Source organism: Devosia sp., assembly GCF_028290435.1.
Taxonomy (GTDB): domain Bacteria; phylum Pseudomonadota; class Alphaproteobacteria; order Rhizobiales; family Devosiaceae; genus Devosia.
On the sequence record NZ_JAQGJV010000024.1, the window covers coordinates 1 to 17,756 of the forward strand.

Annotated in this window: 14 protein-coding genes; 7 read left to right on the forward strand and 7 right to left on the reverse strand. The window is 63.7% G+C overall.

Translation table 11 applies throughout. The features are described 5' to 3' along the window. A partial coding sequence (locus JWP26_RS06490) for an ABC transporter substrate-binding protein (protein WP_299724890.1) occupies positions 1-1,913 on the reverse strand: 1,913 nt, incomplete at its 3' end. A 435-nt stretch (positions 1,914-2,348) separates the two neighbouring features. Further along, entirely contained in the window at positions 2,349-3,350 is a 1,002-nt protein-coding gene (locus tag JWP26_RS06495; RefSeq protein ID WP_299724892.1) for a LacI family DNA-binding transcriptional regulator, read from the reverse strand. A 319-nt stretch (positions 3,351-3,669) separates the two neighbouring features. On the opposite strand from JWP26_RS06495, the gene JWP26_RS06500 reads away from it, so the two are divergent. Further along, the gene (locus JWP26_RS06500; protein ID WP_299724894.1) at positions 3,670-7,905 is read left to right on the forward strand and encodes a response regulator; all 4,236 of its coding nucleotides are present in this window, start codon (positions 3,670-3,672) and stop codon (positions 7,903-7,905) included. A gap of 87 nt (positions 7,906-7,992) precedes the next feature. Here JWP26_RS06500 and JWP26_RS06505 read toward each other — a convergent pair whose 3' ends face one another. The 3 genes from JWP26_RS06505 to JWP26_RS06515 form a co-directional block, all read right to left on the reverse strand. Beyond that, entirely contained in the window at positions 7,993-9,336 is a 1,344-nt protein-coding gene (locus JWP26_RS06505; RefSeq protein ID WP_299724896.1) for a cytochrome c, read from the reverse strand. Positions 9,337-9,403: 67 nt separating this feature from the next. Continuing rightward, complete coding sequence (locus JWP26_RS06510) at positions 9,404-11,656, reverse strand: molybdopterin cofactor-binding domain-containing protein (protein WP_299724898.1); 2,253 nt, start codon at positions 11,654-11,656, stop codon at positions 9,404-9,406. Positions 11,657-11,666: 10 nt separating this feature from the next. Next, entirely contained in the window at positions 11,667-12,125 is a 459-nt protein-coding gene (locus tag JWP26_RS06515) for a (2Fe-2S)-binding protein (protein ID WP_299724900.1), read from the reverse strand. Between the two features lie 323 nt (positions 12,126-12,448). On the opposite strand from JWP26_RS06515, the gene JWP26_RS06520 reads away from it, so the two are divergent. The 6 genes from JWP26_RS06520 to soxA are packed head-to-tail and all read left to right on the forward strand — an operon-like array spanning position 12,449 to position 15,995. Then, positions 12,449-12,718 (forward strand): c-type cytochrome, encoded by a 270-nt coding sequence (locus tag JWP26_RS06520; protein ID WP_299724902.1) that lies wholly within the window; start codon positions 12,449-12,451, stop codon positions 12,716-12,718. Continuing rightward, on the forward strand, positions 12,715-13,989 hold the full coding sequence (locus JWP26_RS06525; protein ID WP_299724904.1) for an NAD(P)/FAD-dependent oxidoreductase: 1,275 nt from the start codon (positions 12,715-12,717) through the stop codon (positions 13,987-13,989). Before JWP26_RS06520 ends, JWP26_RS06525 begins: the two co-directional genes overlap by 4 nt. Positions 13,990-13,994: 5 nt before the next feature. After that, positions 13,995-14,402 (forward strand): sulfur oxidation c-type cytochrome SoxX, encoded by a 408-nt coding sequence (gene soxX / locus JWP26_RS06530; protein WP_299724906.1) that lies wholly within the window; start codon positions 13,995-13,997, stop codon positions 14,400-14,402. A 1-nt stretch (position 14,403) separates the two neighbouring features. Next, a complete protein-coding gene (locus tag JWP26_RS06535) occupies positions 14,404-14,880 on the forward strand; it encodes a thiosulfate oxidation carrier protein SoxY (protein ID WP_299724908.1) in 477 nt (158 codons plus the stop codon). A gap of 9 nt (positions 14,881-14,889) precedes the next feature. Next, positions 14,890-15,210, forward strand: a complete 321-nt coding sequence (gene soxZ, locus JWP26_RS06540) for a thiosulfate oxidation carrier complex protein SoxZ (RefSeq protein WP_299724910.1) — start codon at positions 14,890-14,892, stop codon at positions 15,208-15,210. Then, positions 15,207-15,995: a sulfur oxidation c-type cytochrome SoxA gene (soxA, locus tag JWP26_RS06545; protein ID WP_299724912.1), complete on the forward strand. Its 789-nt coding sequence runs from the start codon at positions 15,207-15,209 to the stop codon at positions 15,993-15,995. Before soxZ ends, soxA begins: the two co-directional genes overlap by 4 nt. Here soxA and JWP26_RS06550 read toward each other — a convergent pair. Both JWP26_RS06550 and JWP26_RS06555 read right to left on the reverse strand, forming a co-directional pair. Next, a complete protein-coding gene (locus JWP26_RS06550; protein ID WP_299724914.1) occupies positions 15,992-16,573 on the reverse strand; it encodes a nucleotidyltransferase family protein in 582 nt (193 codons plus the stop codon). The genes soxA and JWP26_RS06550 overlap by 4 nt on opposite strands. Continuing rightward, positions 16,573-17,628, reverse strand: a complete 1,056-nt coding sequence (locus JWP26_RS06555) for an XdhC family protein (protein WP_299724916.1) — start codon at positions 17,626-17,628, stop codon at positions 16,573-16,575. The genes JWP26_RS06550 and JWP26_RS06555 overlap by 1 nt, the downstream gene beginning before the upstream one ends. Positions 17,629-17,756 lie beyond the last annotated feature (128 nt).

A 17,756-nucleotide genomic window follows, 5' to 3' on the forward strand; every position in this document is an offset into this window, starting at 1 on the left:
TACCACTGGAACGGATCATAGGGTGCCGGCGACGGGAACAGGTAAGCCTGCTTCAGCGTGTCCGGAATATTGTGCAGATTGTTCTTGGCCAGGTAGTAGCCGTCGCCAGGCAGGTTGATGCCGATGACAGGGAAGTTCTCCTTGGCGATCGCCAGGATCTGCTTCATCAGCTCGCTGCGCTTGGCGGCGTCGCCCTCGGCCCGCAGCTGGGTATAGAGGTCCATCTGCTTCTTGGCCCAATCGGCCGGCTCTTCGGCGATGTCGGGCGTGGTGCCGTTATACCAGGCCTGCCAGCGGAAGGCCCAAACGCTTTCGGGGCTGTAGGGGAAGTAGTAGCGCGGCTCCTGCATGACCTCGAGGCCACCGTCGCCAGTCCATATCTGGGCGTCATAATCGCCAGTCGGCCGCTTGTCGTAATAGAGCGTGCGGTCGATGCTGTTGATCTCGAGCTTGATGCCTGCCGCAGCGAGCTGCAATTGCATCATTTCGAGCATATCCACCCATTCCGGATGCAGCGCGGCGATGGTGTCCACAGTAACCACCAAAGGCGAGCCGTCGGGCATGGTATAAAAGCCATCGGCATTCTTGGCCCCGAGCCCAGCCGCCTCGAAGCGCTTGGCAGCGTCCTCGAGATCGAGCGCGGTATATTGCGTGCTCATCTCTTCGTCATAGAACGGGGATTCGGGACGCGGCGCCACCTGCGATGGCGTGCCCTGGCCGGTAAAGGCCACGTCGACGATTTCCTGGCGGTCGATAGCCTCGGAAATGCCGATGCGGAAATCCTTGTTGCCGAAAATGGCCCGGCGCGCCGGATCGGGATGGTTCAGGTTGAACTGTAGCACCATGGAATTGGAGAACGAGGACACTTCCGTGCCCAAGTGATAGCCGCCCGCTTCCTGCCCGTCGAAAAAGATCGGCTGGTTGATGATGGTGTTGATGTGGCGATCCTGGAAATCGATCTCGCCATTGAGCGCCATCAGCGTCAGCTCTTCGAGCGAGTCCGAAACGCGCATTTCGAGCGTGTCGATGTAGGGCAACTGGTTACCCGCGGTATCGACCTTCCAATAGTAGGGATTGCGCTCGAAGGTGACGCGGGCGCTGTCGCCCTTGAGCGGCTCCTTGACCATCCACGCATTCATGAAGGGCAATTCGGGATTGGCCCAGCGGATGGTTTCAGTCGCCCAGGAGCAGCGGTCCTGCATATAGAGCTCCCAGGTGTCGAACCCAGCGGCCTTGGCATCAGCCGCGGCGTTCGGATTGGTCTTGGGATAGAACTGCCCGCAATAATCTTTGCTCAGCGACACGATGGTCAGGCCGTTGACGCTGGCCAATTCGTCGAGCAGCACGCCATTGGGCTTTTCGAAGACGAATTTGAACGTGGTGTCGTCCACCACTTCGATAGTGACGGGGTTCTGCGGGTTTTTCACGAAACCGCCGCCGCCCGCATAGGTCGCCTCATGCAGCAGGTCGACCGCGAAGGCGATGTCGGCGCTGGTGAAGGGCTTGCCGTTGTTCCACTTGAGCCCGGCGCGCAGGTGGAAGGTATAGGTCTTGGCGTCCTCGCTGATCTCCCAGCTTTCGGCCAGGTTGGGGATGACCTTGTTCCAGTCGCGGTCATAGCGGACTAGGCCATCATAGGCGATCGTGCGGGCGATCCAGGCATTGTCGCCGCCACCGCGCAGCCCCGAATGCCAGGTGCCGCCATATTTGCCGACGCTTTCCACCGGTGTCACCACCAGCGGATTGGTGGGCAGGCGTTCGGCGACCGGCGGCAGCGTGCCGTCCGCGACCAATGGATCGAGTATCGGCGATTGTTGCTGGCCCAGCGCTACGGTGCTCAGCATCAGAACGGCGGTGAGTGCGCCGGTAACGACGCGGCCGGCATATGCGCGTGGCCAAAGTCGGCTGTTCATCATGGAAATCCTCTCCCTCGTGGCCGTCTGTTCCCCGGCCCGGCGCCTTGTGGCACGCCGAGCAAGTTAGCCGCCAATTTGCGCTTTCGCAAGTATTTTGCGCAAATCACGCAATTTACGCAAATTTGCATGATTTGCGTTGAGGAGTCAGGAGGATAGGGTGTGGATGGGAATGGCGACGCGATAAAGAGAGATTCGGAAGGCGGAATTTTTGATCGGAATATTGAGCGGAAATCACCGTCTCCACGTTCGCGATGTCACCCCGGCGCAGACCGGGCCCATCTCGATTTGGCCCCCTACCCGCAAGGTGGTTGTGAGGGTACTCGAGCTGGCGGCGTGACGATTGATCTTGAGATGGGCCCCGCCCTACGCCGCGGTGGCATCGAGTGTATTTGACAGCCCAGGCAGAGTTCAGCTTTCGGCGAGGATAGTCCTCTAAACCGGAAACACCGTCTCCCCCGCCACGATCGACACCCCAACCTCAAGCTGCTGCACCGCCGCCTCGCCTTCCATATGCTGGGCCAGCAATCGCACCGCGCCCCGCCCGATGGCCTCCCGGTCGACGCGGACCGTGCTCAGCCGCGGGGTCGCCATGCCGGCGATTGGCAAGTCGTCAAACCCGATGATCGAGAAATTGGCCGGTAGTGAACTGTCGCTGCCATAAAGACCCTCCAGCATTTCCACGGCCGCGATGTCGTTCCAACTGAACAGCGCCGTCACATCGTGCTTGCCGGCCAGGATGTCGGCCAACAGGTCCGCGGTCGCCCGCTCCGCCGTGTTGACGATACTGCCCACCGCTCCCGGCGTTGCCGCAATAGCTGCCTCGAAGCCGCGCTGCCGCTGCAAAATTGTGGGCCGATATTGGTGCGTATAGTGCAAAATGCGCCGATGCCCCGCGTCCAGCAGGCGCCGCGTCGCGAGGAATGCGCCGTAAAAATTGGCCGGCGCCACCGAACTGACCCGCATCTGCGGATCGCTGCCATTGACCAGCACCACCGGCACATTGGCCTCGGCGCACCAGGCGGCCAGCCCGTCCCAGGCGTCAATCCCGGCCAGCAGCACGCCATTGGCATCGGCCTGCGCGATCTGGCGCTTGATCAGGTCGAGCGTCACCACCGACTCATTGACCAGCCGCACGTCCAGCATCATGCCGGCGTCGGCCGCCGCCGTCTTCATGCCTTCCAGGATACCGAAATAGAACCCCGACAGCCCGCTGGTGGCGCTGCCCAGCGGAACCAGGGCCACGGCCCGCTTGTCAGCGGTGATCCCAACCGCATGCTTGCTTTTATAACCAATGGTGCGCGCCATCCGCTGCACGTCGCGCCGCACCGCCGGGCTGATGCCGATCTCGTTGGCGAGCGCCCGCGAGACCGTGCTGACCGACACGCCCAGCCGCTCAGCTATATCTGCCTGGTTTGCACGCCGCGTCGGGGCCATTCACTCAACCTGTCCATTCCGAACAAATGCTGCTCTTGCAATATTTGCGTTTTTTGAGGTGTACAAGCGGAAATGCTTGGGTGGGGGCGGCTTGTCTTCGCTGGCGGAACCCCGGACTATGACTCAATAGACCGCCTGATCGCCTGCGATTCTCGCGGAACAGCGCCCTGACCCCGTCCATCCAATGATGCAAGATAACGCGATATCGCCCTCTACACCCAAAGCCGGCACACCAGCAGAAGTATTGATTCTTCGTCCGCGCGATGGCGGACACACGATTGCCCACCAACAGCCACTCAATGGAGAGGGCCAGCGGAGCATGCAACAGTGGAGCAGTGCTGAACGCGACGCACAGGCCATGCCGCCGGTCGACGCCGCCACGCGGGCGCGCTGGCGCGGCATGCTCGGCACGCTGGCCGAAACCATGGGCATGTGCGACGGGCGTATCTGGAGCCTGTCGGGCAACGAAGCCGAGGTCATCATCGCCTACGGATCACCCCTGCCCGGCGAAGGCATGCGGGTGGCCGTCAAGGGCTCGCGGCTGCTGTATCAGGACGTGGTGCGGGAGCGCTCGACGCTGGACGTCGCCAGCCCTCAATGGTCGGGCAGTTCCGAGGCCGCCCAAGGCATCAAGGACTATCTGGGCCTACCCATCACCTGGCCGAACGGCACCCTATTCGGGGTCATCGAGGTTCTGACGGCAGAACTGCGGCCGTTCACCTCGCTGCACCGGCGGCTGGCAACCCAGGTTCGCGACAATATCGATGACCATCTGCGCAACATCGCCGTCCTGGCCGAGCGCACCCGGATGGCGGGCGAAAGCCGGCGCCAACGCGAAATCGGCCTCTTGGCCGCCGACATAGTCGACTATGGCGCCTGGGACTATGAAATCGGCGCCGACCTGCTGCTGGGCGATGCTGGCTGGTATCGCCTGCTCGGGCTCGACGGCGCCGAGCCGCTCGCCTCCCTCGATGATTTCAAACGCCTCATCCACCCCGACGACAAGGCGCGCATCACCGATGCCAACCTGCTCGGGCTGACCGAGGATGCCGGCGGCGCAGCGTCCAGCGTGGTTTTCCGCCTGATGCGGGCCGATGGCGAGACCCGCTGGGTCCGCTCCTCGGCGCGGGTGCTGGATGGCGCGCCGGCGCGCACCGTCGGCGTGATGGTCGACGTCACCGATAGCCACATGACCGATGCGGCACTGCGCCAGGGCCGTGTGGCACTGCTCGAGGCCGAGGGCGTCATCAAGGACGTCCGCGAACGCCTGCAACTCGCCGCCGGAACCAGCGGGCTGGGCATTTGGGAATTCAATATCGATACCAGCACGCTGCAGGGCGACGCCAGCCTCTGCGCCATCTTCGGCGTCAAGGCCGGCAGCTTGACCGGCGCCAATGCGTTCCACAGTCGGGTGCATTCCAAGGACCGCCACCTGCTCGATTTCAAGGCCATGGCACAGCGCATCCAGGAGCCGCGGGAGCTGGAATTCCGCGTCGTGCGCCCAACCGGAGAAATCCGCTGGGTCTCCTGCACCGTGCACCTGAGCGAGGCCAGTGCGTTATTGCCCAAGCGGTTGCGCGGCTTCGTGCTGGACGTGACCGAGGCGCAACGCGCCAATGAGGCGCTCAACCGCACCAAGGCGGCGCTGCACGACACCGAAAAGCTGGTACGGCTGGCCAATTGGCGCTTCGACCGCGCCACCCAGCAGTTTTTCGCCTCCGACATGCTCTATGAGCTCAATGACAGCGACCCCGACGCGCCGGCGCTGACCCAGGCGGACCTCGAACAATTGCTCTCGCCGCAATCCCAGGATGGCGCCACTAACGCGGTCCAGCATTGCCTCAAGACCGGCAAGCCCTATGCGCTGGATGTGCAATATCTGCGGCCTGACGGCACCAGTTTCCTCGCCAGCGTGCGCGGCCATGCCGAGCGCGACGCCGGGGGTGTCATTATCGGGGTCGTCGGCACGTTGCAGGACATGTCGGAACGCGAAGAGGCCAGTGCGCGCGTCGCGGCCCTGGCGCAGGCCCTGCCGCTCGGCGCGATCTACAGTTTCGAATGGACGGACGCTCATTTCATGCTGACCGATGCCAGTGCCGGCATCGAGGCCCTGATCGGCGTATCCGCCGAAACCTTGATGGCCGATCGCGATGCCTTCCCCAAGACCATGGTCAAATCCGAGCGCCGCTTCTACTTGGCCGAATTCGAGCGCGCACGGCAGTCCGGCGAGGTGTTCGACTGCCGCTTCAATATCGTGCGGCCCGATGGTACCACCGTCTGGCTGCATAGCCGCGCGGTGCCCCATATTCGCCCGGACGGCACCACCGGCTGGGATGGCGTGTTGCGCGACATCGCTACGGAACGCCAATCGAGCGACGCGCTGCGGCAGGCCGAGCAGAAGATGGTCGCCATGGAACAGGCCAAGGACGACCTGCTGGCCACCATGAGCCACGAAGTCCGCACGCCGATGAACACCGTGGTCGGCATGACCCGGCTGGCGCTGCAGACCGAACTGGCGCCCAAGCAGCGGAACTACCTCGACAAGATCGACACCGCCGCCAGGAGCCTGCAGGCGATCGTCAGCGACGTGCTGGATTTTTCCAGGATCGAGTCCGGACGGCTGGAGCTGGACGATAGCGCATTCACCCTTGAGGCGGTGCTGGATACCGTATCCGCCGCCACCGCGCCAAGGGCCGAGGAAAAGGGCCTCGAGCTCGCCTTTGCGGTCGACGCCGACGTGCCGCGCAGCCTGAAGGGCGATCAACAGCGGCTGTCCCAAGTGTTGGTCAACCTCGTCGCCAATGCCGTCAAGTTCACTGAAACCGGGGAAGTCGTGGTCTCGGTGGATCGCCTGCTCGGTGATGGTGGAACCCCGCTGCTGGAGTTCAGCATCCGCGACACCGGCATCGAGCTCGATGCCAACCAGATCGCCAGCCTGTTCCGCCCGTTCGAGCAGGCCGCGTCGCGCAGCTCACCGCGCCATGGCGGCAGCGGGCTGGGCCTGAGCGTCTGCAAGCGGCTGGTGGAACAGATGGGCGGCACGATGGACGTCCAAAGCCAGCCGGGGCGCGATACCACTTTCCGTTTCACCATCGCTCTGCGCCCGGTGGACGAAGCCATCGCGTCTCCCGCTTTGGCGCTGAGCAATCGCCACGTCCTCATCGTCGACGACAATGCCAGTGCCCGCACCATCCTGTCGGACATGCTGGATGAGTTGGGCATGACCCCGCAGACCGTGGCCTCGGGCAGTGATGCCCTCACCGCCCTGAACACAGCGGCCGAGGGGGCCGAGCCCTTCGATCTCGCGCTGATCGACTGGCGCATGGCCGGCATGGACGGGCTCGAACTGGCCCGCCGCCTGCGCGCCGACGTGGCGCTGAAAAATCTCCCCGTCGTCCTGATGGCGACCGGCTATGGCCGTGAGGACGTGTTGCGCCGGGTCGATCAGCTTGGCCTGCAGGGCCTCCTGGTCAAGCCGGTGACACAATCCATGATGCTCGACGTCATGGCGGATATTTTCTCGCCGGCCGGCACGGGCGCCCGCAATGGCCTGCAACCGGCCGACACCGCCGCCGCCCAGGACAAGGCTGCCCTGACCGACCGGCGCGTGCTGCTGGTGGACGACAATACCCCGACCCGCGAGGCCATCACCGACCTCCTGGAATTGGCCGGGGTCACGGTCGACACCGCCGCCAGCGGCAGCGAGGCGCTCGAGCGGCTGGCCCGCCGCGCCTATGACGCCGTGCTGATGGATATGGCGTTGTCCGACATGGCCGGGCGCGAAGTCACGCGCCGCATCCGCCGCAATCCGGCCTGGACGCGCCTGCCCATCATCGCGCTGACGGGCGAAGACGGTCTCGAAGACCGCGATACCGGGCGCGGGGCCGGCATGACCGCCCACATCGTCAAGCCGGTCGAGGAGACGCGGCTCTATCGCGTCCTGGCCGATATCTTCGCCGGCACCAAGCCGGTCGCCTCCGTGGTGGCGCCCGATTTCGACACCGCCCTGCGCCGCCTCCACGGCGATGCGGACCGCCTCGAGCGCCTGATGCGCGGCTTCGTGCGCGACTTCGCCGATATCCCCGCCAAGCTGGGCAATCTTATCGGCACCGACGACCTGCCCGAAACCGAAGCGCTGGCCCAACTGGTCAAGACCACCGCCGCCGCGCTGGAGGCACGCCAGCTCACGGCTGCCGCTACAGAACTGGAACAGGCGGCCCGCGACGGCGACCGCGATATCGACACGCTGGCGCTGGAATTCCGCCGGCATCTGCAAGCCGTGCTCGACACGATTGGCACCAAGCTGGCGCTCGACGCCCAGCCCCATTCGGGCGTCGAGCGCGAGACCGCCCTCGCCCTGATCGCCACCGTCGAGCCGCTGGTCGCCCGCGGTGACGATGCCGCCGATCCCATGCTGAAACAGCTCTCCGCACTGCTGGACGGACAGGCAGAAGCCGCCATGATCGACGCCGTCCGCAGCGCCTATGACGACGTGAAATTACCCGCCGCTTTGGCCGGCCTCGCCCGGCTCAAGGCCGGCCTCGTGCACGGGTAGGGTAGCCGGCGTTCACAGCCGTAACTCCCCCACCCGCCGGGTGGGGAAGCGAAGCGGCCGCTGTGCCGCCACCCGCCACGCTGCCAATTACCGCATATTGAGAACAATCACGTGGTCGCTGGTGGGATCGGTATCCTCACGCAGCTTGGCGACCTCCGCCGCCGTCACCGCCGGCGCATCATTCCCCCAGCTCGAGCGAATGAAGGTGGCGATCTCGGCGATCTGATCGTCGCGCAGCAACACCCGGAACGGGGTCATGCGGTAGGAGTCCGGAACCCCGTCCACCACCATGCGCCCAGCCCCGTTGAGCAGGATATTGATGATCGACTCCGCATTCTGCCCGATCACCGTCGGGTTGCCCGCCAGTGGCGGCTGCAAGGCGCCACGTCCCAGCCCGTCGCGTCCATGACAGTTCGAACACTGCGTTAGGTACAGCGACGAGCCCGGCGCCGTCATGTCATTGCCAGCAAACGCCACCTTGGTGGCATCGTCATAGGTCCACTGCGGATCGGCCCCGCGCGGCGGCAGCGATTTCAGATAAACCGCGATGGACTTGAGATCCTCATCGGTCATGAACTGCGTGCTGTTGTTGAACGCCTCCAGCATGGTGCCGAACACGGTGGCATGCTTGTTGCGGCCGGTCTTGAGCAGTTGCACGATATCGTCCTCGCTCCAGCGCCCCAGGCCCGTCGCCTGATTGCCGCGCAGGTTGGAGGCATGCCAGCCATCGAGCAAAGCGCCTGACAGATACGCATCGCTGCTCTCGTCCAGCGCCACTTCCTGGATCGCCAGACCACGTTCGGTATGGCAACTGCCGCAATGGCCTGCGCCCTGCACGAGGTACGCACCACGGTTCCATTCCGCGCTTTGCTCCGGCTTATTCTCATAAACCTTGGTCGGCGCGAAAACGACGTTCCAGAACGCCAGCGGCCAGCGCATGTTGAGAGGGAACGGAATGCCGGTTTCCTGGTTCGGCTTGGCCACCGGCTCCACGGCGAACATGAAGTAATCGTAGAGCTTCTTGATGTCCTCGTCGGTCATCTTGGAATAGGAAGGATAAGGCATTGACGGATAGAGGCGATGCCCATCCTTGGCGACGCCACGACGCACCGCATTGTCGAAATCGGCCAGCGTGTAATTGCCGATGCCGGTTGCCTTGTCGGGGGTGATATTGGTCGCATACATCACGCCCAGCGGGCTGCCCATCGGCAGGCCCCCGGCGAACGGCGCCTCCCCTGGCAGCGAATGGCAGGCCACGCAATCGGCCAGCCGAGCCACGTAGCTGGCCTCTTCAACCGGATATTGCGGCGCGGTAACCGCCGCGACCCCATCGAACGGGCTGGACGGCCGCTGGTTGAGCAGGAACGCCAGGCCCACAAACAGCACGATGCCGACGACAATAATAATGCCGATAATACGCAGGATTTTCACGGTATCCCCTTCGCCGTGATGAAAACCAAACCGGCGGCCGCCCAGGCCGCCGGCATCTATCGCAAGCTTAGGACCAGCTCATGTCCTGCGTCCGGAACGGCATCTGGCGAATGCGCTTGCCGGTCGCCGCGAAGATGGCATTGCCCACTGCCGGCCCGATCACGCCCGCCGGCGGCTCGCCGATTTCGTTGAAACGCGGATTATCGCTGAGGCCGCCGAAATGTACGTTGATCTGCGCCGGCATGTCGGCCATGCGCAGCATCGGATATTCGTCGAAATTGCCCTCGACGATCTGGCCGTCCTTGATGTTCAGCCCTTCATTGACCGCCATGTTCAGCCCGAACATGGTGCCGCCCTCAAGCTCGGTGCGCACCGCGTCCTCGTTGACGATGCGGCCGGTATCGAAGGCCAGGTCGATCTGCAAAATCTTGAGCACGCCTTCCTTGCTAACCTCGACCTTGGCGACCGTCGCCACCGTCGTGCCGGCGTCGGCCTTGCCGCCCATGCCCCAATTGGCGATGGCCACGCCACGGCCCTGCCCCTTGGGCAAAGCCTCACCCCAACCGGACTTGGCCTTGACCTCGTTGAGGCACTTGGCCCAGCCGATATCGGCCCATTTGCCGAAAATATTCAGCCGGTATTCCATCGGATCGATGCCCGCCGCCACCGCGCATTCATCGAGGAAAGTCTCGACGAAGAAGGCGTTGGAATTGTAGCCGGGACCGCGATACGGGCCGGTCAGGATATGGAACGGAACCGTCTGCGACTCGATCTGCACATTGGGCAGCATCGAGGTGATGGCGGTATCGTTGATGCCCGAGACGAAGAAGCCCGGACCACCCGAAACCCGGCCCTGCAGCGCCGTCGGATATCCATCATCGCCCAGCGCCGCCCACAGACGCCCAGCCATCAACGGACGATAACGCCCCTGACGCGTAGCCTCCTCACGTGACCAGATCACATGCACTGGTCGGCCGGGGAAGTGCTTGGCGACCGCGACAACCATGCGCGCATCGTCGGAGAACACGCGCCGCCCGAACCCGCCACCCACGAAGGTCTGGTGGAAGAACACGTTTTCGGGCTTAACCCCGGTCTCGTCGGCCGCCACCATATAGGCCATCTGCGAATGCTGCGACGGATGCCAGAAATCCACCCGCTCGGGCGTGACCATGGCCGTGCCGTTGAGCGGCTCCATCGGTGCCTGCTCGCAATAGGGAGTCAGATAAGTCCCCTCGACGGTCTTCTTGGCGGCCTTGAACACCCCCTCGAAATCGCCGGTGCTGACTTCCACCTTCTCGCCCGGCTTGTCGAGCGCCGCGATGGCCGCGTCGTTCATCTGCTGGGTGGTTTTCCACTGCGCGCCCGGGCCGTCATCCCACTCTACCGGCAGCGCATCGAGCGCCGTGCGCGCCTGCCAATAATGCTCGGCGATCACCGCCACTGCATGCTGGGCCGTCGACACGCCAAACGGGAATGGCGGCTTGAGATCGGTGGGAACATTGTCACCCGGCTTGACCGCAACCACGGCCAGCACGCCCGGCATGGACTTGACCGCATCGGCGTCAAAGCTTTTGAGCGTGCCGCCCATCACCGGCGACTGGCGCAATGCGGCATAGACCATATTGGGCTGAATGACGTCGACGCCATAGATCAGGCTGCCATTGACGATCTCGGGAAGCTGCACCTTGCCCGGGTGTTTCTTGCCCAGAAACACCCATTGCGAACGGTCCTTGGGCTTGGGCTCCTCGGCCAGCTGAATGGCGGCGGCGGCCGTTACGAACTCGCCGAAGCCACCCGACTTGCCCGAAGCATGCTTCAGCATGCCTTCGGTGATGGTGATTTCACTAGCCGGAACGCTCCAAGCAGCAGCAGCAGCAGCCCTGAGCCGCTCACGCGCACTGGCTGCAACCTGCAGATACGTGTCCATGCGCGCCGGACCGGTCGAACGGCCGCTGAAATAGGCCAAAGCACCGCCGACCTTGGGGCCCGAATAGACATTCTCCTCCAGATAGTCGCGATTGGTGGAGGCGTATTGCGGCTTGATCTGGTCCCAGACCGGATCGAGCTCTTCCTTGATATAAGCGGCAATCTGGGTGAGCGTGCCGTTGCCGATATCCACCGCCGTAGCGCGTACGATGACGCTGCCATCGGCATTGATGGTCAGCCAGGGGGTGAATTCAGCGCTGCCCGTCGTATTGGGCAGGTCCCATGGACTGACATCGACCGTGGCTGCCTGGGCGCGCGTGCCGATAACCAGGGCGCCGCCCAAAGCCAGCGAAGAGATGATAAAATTGCGCCGCGTCGTCTTGATCTCGTTCATGATCGCACCCTCAAGCTTTCATCATGTCGGCGGCCTTGTGGATGGCCGCCCGGACGCGCGTATAGGTGCCGCACCGGCAGATATTGGACACGTACTGGTCGATATCCTCGTCCGTCGGGTTGGGGATTTCCTCCAGCAGCGCCGCCGCTGCCATCAGCATGCCCGACTGGCAATAGCCGCATTGCGGCACGTTGAATTCCACCCACAGCTTCTGCAGCGGATGGCTGGAATCGGGGCTCAGGCCCTCGATCGTGGTGATCTTGACGCCCTCGGCGGCTTCCAGCGGAAACTGGCAGGAGCGCGTCGCCACGCCGTCGATATGCACGGTACAGGCGCCGCATTGGGCAATGCCGCAGCCGAACTTGGTTCCGGTCATCCCCAGATGGTCACGCAAGACCCACAGCAGCGGGGTCTGCGGATCGGCGTCGACCTCGGTCGCCTTACCGTTGATCATCAAATTTACAGCCATAAAAACCTCCTCAACAGGCAAACATCGCAGGTCATACTTTGTTCGAAGCTTAGAACCATTCTTAGAACCAATCCAGATTAGGGTCCCTTGATTTACCAATAAGCGTCAGTGGGAATGGCCCTCTTTGCAGATGATGACTTGGGGAGTAGACTGCGTTATTGATTGAATACTTTCGATATGTTCATCCGAATATATCGGTCTTTGAGCAACAGTCATAAGCCCTGGCGTCCCCAATCGCATTTGGGCTAGGGTTTCGCTGCCTCGGGAGGGGCATCGGTATGCGCATAGCCTTGATAGCTCTGATTTTTATGGCGCCTTTGTCGTTGGGGGCGCTTCCCGCCAGCGCGCAGGAAACCTCCCCCGGCGGACAATTGGCGCAGGCCTGCACCAGTTGTCATGGCCTGCAGGGTCGCAGCCTCGGCGCTGTGCCCAGTCTGGCCGGACGACCCGCGGCGGACCTGGTGGCCTTGCTCAAAACCTTCCGCGACGCCCCCAACGAAGCCACCATCATGAACCGCATTACCCGCGGCTATACCGACGACGAGATCGCCGCTTTGGCCGCCTATTTCAGCGCCATGAGCCCCACACCATGATCAAATTATCGCGCCGCGATTTCGTTGCCGCAGCCGCTGCCGGTCTTGCCGCGCCCCTGCTGATGTCCGGCCCCGCCCGCGCCGCTACGGCCGCCAAGGTGGTGGTTATCGGCGGGGGCTTTGGTGGCGCCTCGATCGCCCGCTATCTGCGCCGCAACAGTCCCGACCTGTCGGTGACCCTGGTCGAGCGCGACAAGCAGTTCACCACCTGCCCGTTCAGCAACGGCGTCATCGGCGGGCTGTGGTCCATTGCCGACGTCACCTTCACCTATGACGGCATCGCTGCTGCCGGCGTCACCGTGGTGCACGATACCGCCACTACCATCGACGCCGACAAGAAGACCGTCGCCCTGGCTGGCGGCACAGTGCTGGATTACGATTACCTGGTGGTGTCCCCCGGCATTCAATTCGTCTGGGACAGCATCGAGGGCTACAGCGCCGAGGCCGCCGAGATCATGCCGCATGCCTGGCAGGCCGGCCCGCAGACCACATTGCTGCGCAACCAGCTCGAAGCCATGGACGATGGCGGCCTCGTGGTGATCGGCGTGCCGGCCGTGCCGTTCCGCTGCCCACCCGGCCCCTATGAGCGCGCCACCCTCATCGCCAATTACCTGACCCAGAGCAAACCCAAGTCGAAGATCATGATCCTCGACGCCAATGAGAGTTTTGCCAAGCAGCCTCTGTTCGAGGAAGCCTGGAAGAACCTTTATCCGGGCATGGTGGAATGGATTCCCGGCTCGCAATCCGGCATCGTCATGTCGGTGGATACGTCGACCATGACCGTCTCCACCAGCTTTGACGATTACCAGCCGGCCGTCGCCAATATCATTCCGGCCCAGCGCGCCGGCCAGATCGCCATCGACGCTGGCCTCGACGCCGGTCAGGGGTTTTGCGCGATCAATCCGGCGACCTTCGAATCCACCGTCCACAAGGGCATCTATGTGCTCGGTGACGCCACCATTGCCGGCGCCATGCCGAAATCGGGGTTCAGCGCCAACAATCAGGCCAAGGCCTGCGGCGCAGCGATCCTGGCCGATATCGCGGGAACCGAGTTCACCCCGGCCAAGTTGATCAATGTCTGCTACAGCTTCGCCAAGGCCGACTATGCCTTCGAGGTGGTCGACGTGTTCGAAGTGGCGGGCGACACCATCAATCTGGTGTTCGACGACAACCGGTTCACCCCCGAGGGCGCATCGGACGAGGTTCACCAAAGCGAGGCGAAATACGCCCATTCATGGTACGAGAACATCACCGCCGAAATGTTCGGCTAGCCGCCATGCTGGCGGCCATGCTGCTGGCGCCCGGCGTGGCGCTGGCACAGGCCGGCATAACCCAGCCGCTGACCGATGTGCCCGGCGACGTCGCGCGCGGCAAGGCTGTGGCGGTCAATTCGGACCTGGGCAATTGCTCGATCTGCCACCACATTCCGGTGGCCGAAATCCCCGATGGGGCCAATGGCGATATCGGGCCACCGCTGGATGGCGTCGGCTCAAGGCTCACCGCCGCCGAACTGCGCCAGCGCATCGTCAATCCCAAGGCACTCGATCCCGATACGCTGATGCCGGCCTATTTCACCACCGAGGGTCTGACCCGAGTGCAGACGCAATATGCCGGCAAGACCATTCTGAGCGCCCAGCAGGTGGAAGATTTGATCGCCTTCCTGCTGACCCTGAAAGGCAATTGAGATGATGGAATACGACAATAGCGCGAACTGGAGCCGCCGCGGCGTTCTCGCCGGCATCGGCGCCGGCGTCATGCTATTGGCCATGCCGGTGCGCGCCGACGACGCCAGCGTCGCCCAGGCCATCAGCGACACCTTTGGCGATACCCCGCGCCAGGATGGCAAGATCGCGCTCAAGCTGCCGCCCCTCGCCGAAACCGGCAATACCGTGCCGCTGACCGTGACCGTCGACAGCCCCATGAGCGACACCGAGCGGGTCAAGCGCGTCGTCGTCTTCGCCAATCGCAATCCGCGCCCGCTGATCGCTGCCATGATGTTCGGCCCCAAGGCGGCGACCGCCGAATTCAGCACCAATATGCGCCTCAGTGGCACACAGGACGTCATCGCCATGGCCGAACTCAGTGATGGCACGATCTGGCAGGCGCAGGTGCGCGTGCTGGTCACCGTCGGCGCCTGCGACAGCCTGCAATTGCGGTATTAGGAGACACCCATGCCCAATACCCGCATCCGCGTTCCCAAAACCGCCAAGGCCGGCGATGCCGTGGAAATCCGCGCCATCATCCAGCACCCGATGGAAAACGGCTTCCGGCTCGATAGCCAGGGCACTGCCATTCCGGTGGAGATCATCACCGATTTCTCCTGTTCCTATGACGGCGGCCAAGTGTTCAGCGTCAAGCTGGAGCCGGGCCTCTCGGCCAATCCGTATTTCTCATTCTTCCTCAAGGCGACCACATCCGGCCCGGTGGATTTCCGCTGGGTCGATCAGGACGGCACGATAACCACTGCCACCGAGCAGCTCGAAGTGACATGAACCGCGCCCTCGTCGCCATCATGGCTTGTGCCGGCATCGTGGCGACCTTCGCCGCGGTGTTCGCGGCCGACCAGGTGCCGGCGCAAAAGCCCATTTCGGGCTATGACTTCATGACCACCGAAGTCCAGCAATTGCAGGACGACGATTTCGCCAATCCCGGCCTGCTCTGGGTTGAGGAAGGCCAGACCATCTGGGACGACACCAAGGTCGCCTCCGGCAAATCCTGCGCCAGTTGCCACGGCGATGCCACCACCGCCATGCGCGGCGTCGCCACCCGCTATCCCGCTTATTCGGCCGAAGCCGGCCACGTCATCAACCTCGAACAGCAGATCAACCAATGCCGCCGTGAGCGCCAGGGCGAGCCCGATTTCCCCTACGAATCCGAACCCCTGCTCTCGATCACAGCGTTCGTTTCCACGCAGTCCAAGGGCCTACCACAGTCCGTGGCGATCGTCGGCCCGGCCGCCGAAAGCTTCGAACGCGGCAAGGCCTTCTTCTACCAGCGCCGCGGCCAGCTCAACCTCTCCTGCGCCAATTGCCACGAGCAACACGCCGGCGACCACCTGCGCGGCGAATCCATCAGCCAGGGCCAGCTCAACGGCTTCCCCATCTACCGCGCCCTCTGGCAAACCATGGGCTCCACCAACCGCATGTTTGCCTGGTGCAACGAAGCTGTACGGGCCGAGCCCTATCCAGCGGGATCGCAGGAGTACGTCGACCTGGAACTTTTCGAACGCTGGCGCGGCCAAGGACTGAACATCGAAACGCCCGCGGTTCGCCGCTAGCCCAGATTGGCAAAATCCCCCGGCGTATCGAAATCCGCCAGTACGTCTGCGGGCGCGTCGATCAAATACGCCCCTGCCAGCAACGACCGCGCGCCCTTATCCCCCTCAAGCCGCGTTAGCGCATCGAAATGAACCGGCGCAAAAGCCGCCGGTGGACTGGGTTGCCCCGCTGGCAAACGCGACGCAACGACGCTCACATTATTGCCAAGTGCGCCAACCACAGCCTCTAAATGCGCCACAGTGACGAACGGCATATCAGCTAGGCACACCATAATGGCCTGCGGGTTCCGCCGCATGAATGCCGTCACGCCCAAGGCCAGCGACGATGCCTGCCCCCGCCCGCTATCGGGATTGACCACGACCTCAAAGCCCCTGCCCGCGAACTCGGCCTGCAAAACCGCATCACCCTGCCGGCACACCACGAGCTTATGGGCAAACGCCGCGCCCGCGACCGTATCGGCAAAATGCAGCGCCAGCGGCTTGCCCCGCAGCGGCGCCATCAGCTTGCTGCCCTCTCCGAACCGCTGCGACAGCCCGGCCGCCAGCACCAGCAGCGCCGTGCCGCCCAGCTCGACCACTAGCCGTCCAGCCGCATGCGCGCATCGGTGATTTCCGCCAGCACCGACAGCGCCAACGACGACGACGTCCGCGTTGGGCCAAAAAACCCGATCGGCCCATGCAGGCGCTCGATCCGCTCATCGGCCACGCCCGCCGAATGCAGCCGCGTCACCCGCGCCGCATGCGTGCGCCTGCTCCCCAGCGCGCCGATATAGAACGGGTCGTAGCTCAGCGCGCTCTCCATCAACCGGCTTTCCTTGAACCGGTCATGCAAGAGGAAAATCACCGCCGTATAGGGATCGACCGGCAGCGCCGGCATGGTGGCGCCATTGAGCACCGTCACCTCCGCCCCCACCTGTCCCGCGGCAGCCGAGCCCGCATCGGCGGTCATATAAGCGCACACCGGCAGTCCCGCCGCACGGCCCAGCCGAGCCACGGCCACCAGTTCGGGGCCCTCCCCGATCAGGATCAGCTTGGTCAGCGGATGATAATGCCGCACAAAATCAAAACCCTGCCATTCGCTCCGATCGCGATTGCCGGACCCTGCCAGATAATGCGCAGTGCCCGTCCCCGGATTCAACGCCACCGAAAACGCCGTCCGCGCAGCCAGCTGAGACAGCGCAAGATCAACCAGTTCAACCTTGGGCCGCACATGCACATGCACATCGATGCTACCCCCACAGGGCAGCTTGATATCGAGGAACGGCGAGCCGGTGCCGAAGCGCAGCACCTCGTCCTTGTTGGCGCCGATAGCGCGGATCGCCTCGCCGGCCACCGCCGCCTCGACGCAGCCGCCCGACACATAGCCGCAATAGCGGCCATCGGCCAACACAGCCATTTGCGCCCCGAGCGCTCGCGGCGCCCCGCCCGATATTTCGATAATCGTCAGCAGCGCGCCCGCAATGCCCTGCGCCCGCCCCATATCGAGTAATTGAAACACCGATGCCGGATCGTCCGGGTCGAGCCCCACATCATAGGGCACGCCAATTTCGGCCTCCTGCCGCAGGGCCTCGAGACCGGGTCCACCTTGACGGCCCGCCGGAGCAGTTTCGCGCTGGGTCAGGATATCGGACATCCTCTATTGGTAAGCCGAGCGTGCCGCGTTGGAAAGATCACCGACCTGCCATTTGCCAATGATCAATATTCGATTTGCACCAGCAGGATGAATGCGGCCGCACCAACGAAATCAGGGCACGCCACATT

Bases quoted from the DNA above. Each gene is read 5' to 3' on its own strand.
- JWP26_RS06495 (WP_299724892.1), bottom strand. From the start codon at position 3,350: ATGGCCCCGACGCGGCGTGCAAACCAGGCAGATATAGCTGAGCGGCTG.
- JWP26_RS06500 (WP_299724894.1), top strand. From the start codon at position 3,670: ATGCAACAGTGGAGCAGTGCTGAACGCGACGCACAGGCCATGCCGCCG.
- JWP26_RS06510 (WP_299724898.1), bottom strand. From the start codon at position 11,656: ATGAACGAGATCAAGACGACGCGGCGCAATTTTATCATCTCTTCGCTG.
- JWP26_RS06515 (WP_299724900.1), bottom strand. From the start codon at position 12,125: ATGGCTGTAAATTTGATGATCAACGGTAAGGCGACCGAGGTCGACGCC.
- JWP26_RS06525 (WP_299724904.1), top strand. From the start codon at position 12,715: ATGATCAAATTATCGCGCCGCGATTTCGTTGCCGCAGCCGCTGCCGGT.
- soxX (WP_299724906.1), top strand. From the start codon at position 13,995: ATGCTGGCGGCCATGCTGCTGGCGCCCGGCGTGGCGCTGGCACAGGCC.
- JWP26_RS06535 (WP_299724908.1), top strand. From the start codon at position 14,404: ATGATGGAATACGACAATAGCGCGAACTGGAGCCGCCGCGGCGTTCTC.
- soxZ (WP_299724910.1), top strand. From the start codon at position 14,890: ATGCCCAATACCCGCATCCGCGTTCCCAAAACCGCCAAGGCCGGCGAT.
- soxA (WP_299724912.1), top strand. From the start codon at position 15,207: ATGAACCGCGCCCTCGTCGCCATCATGGCTTGTGCCGGCATCGTGGCG.
- JWP26_RS06555 (WP_299724916.1), bottom strand. From the start codon at position 17,628: ATGTCCGATATCCTGACCCAGCGCGAAACTGCTCCGGCGGGCCGTCAA.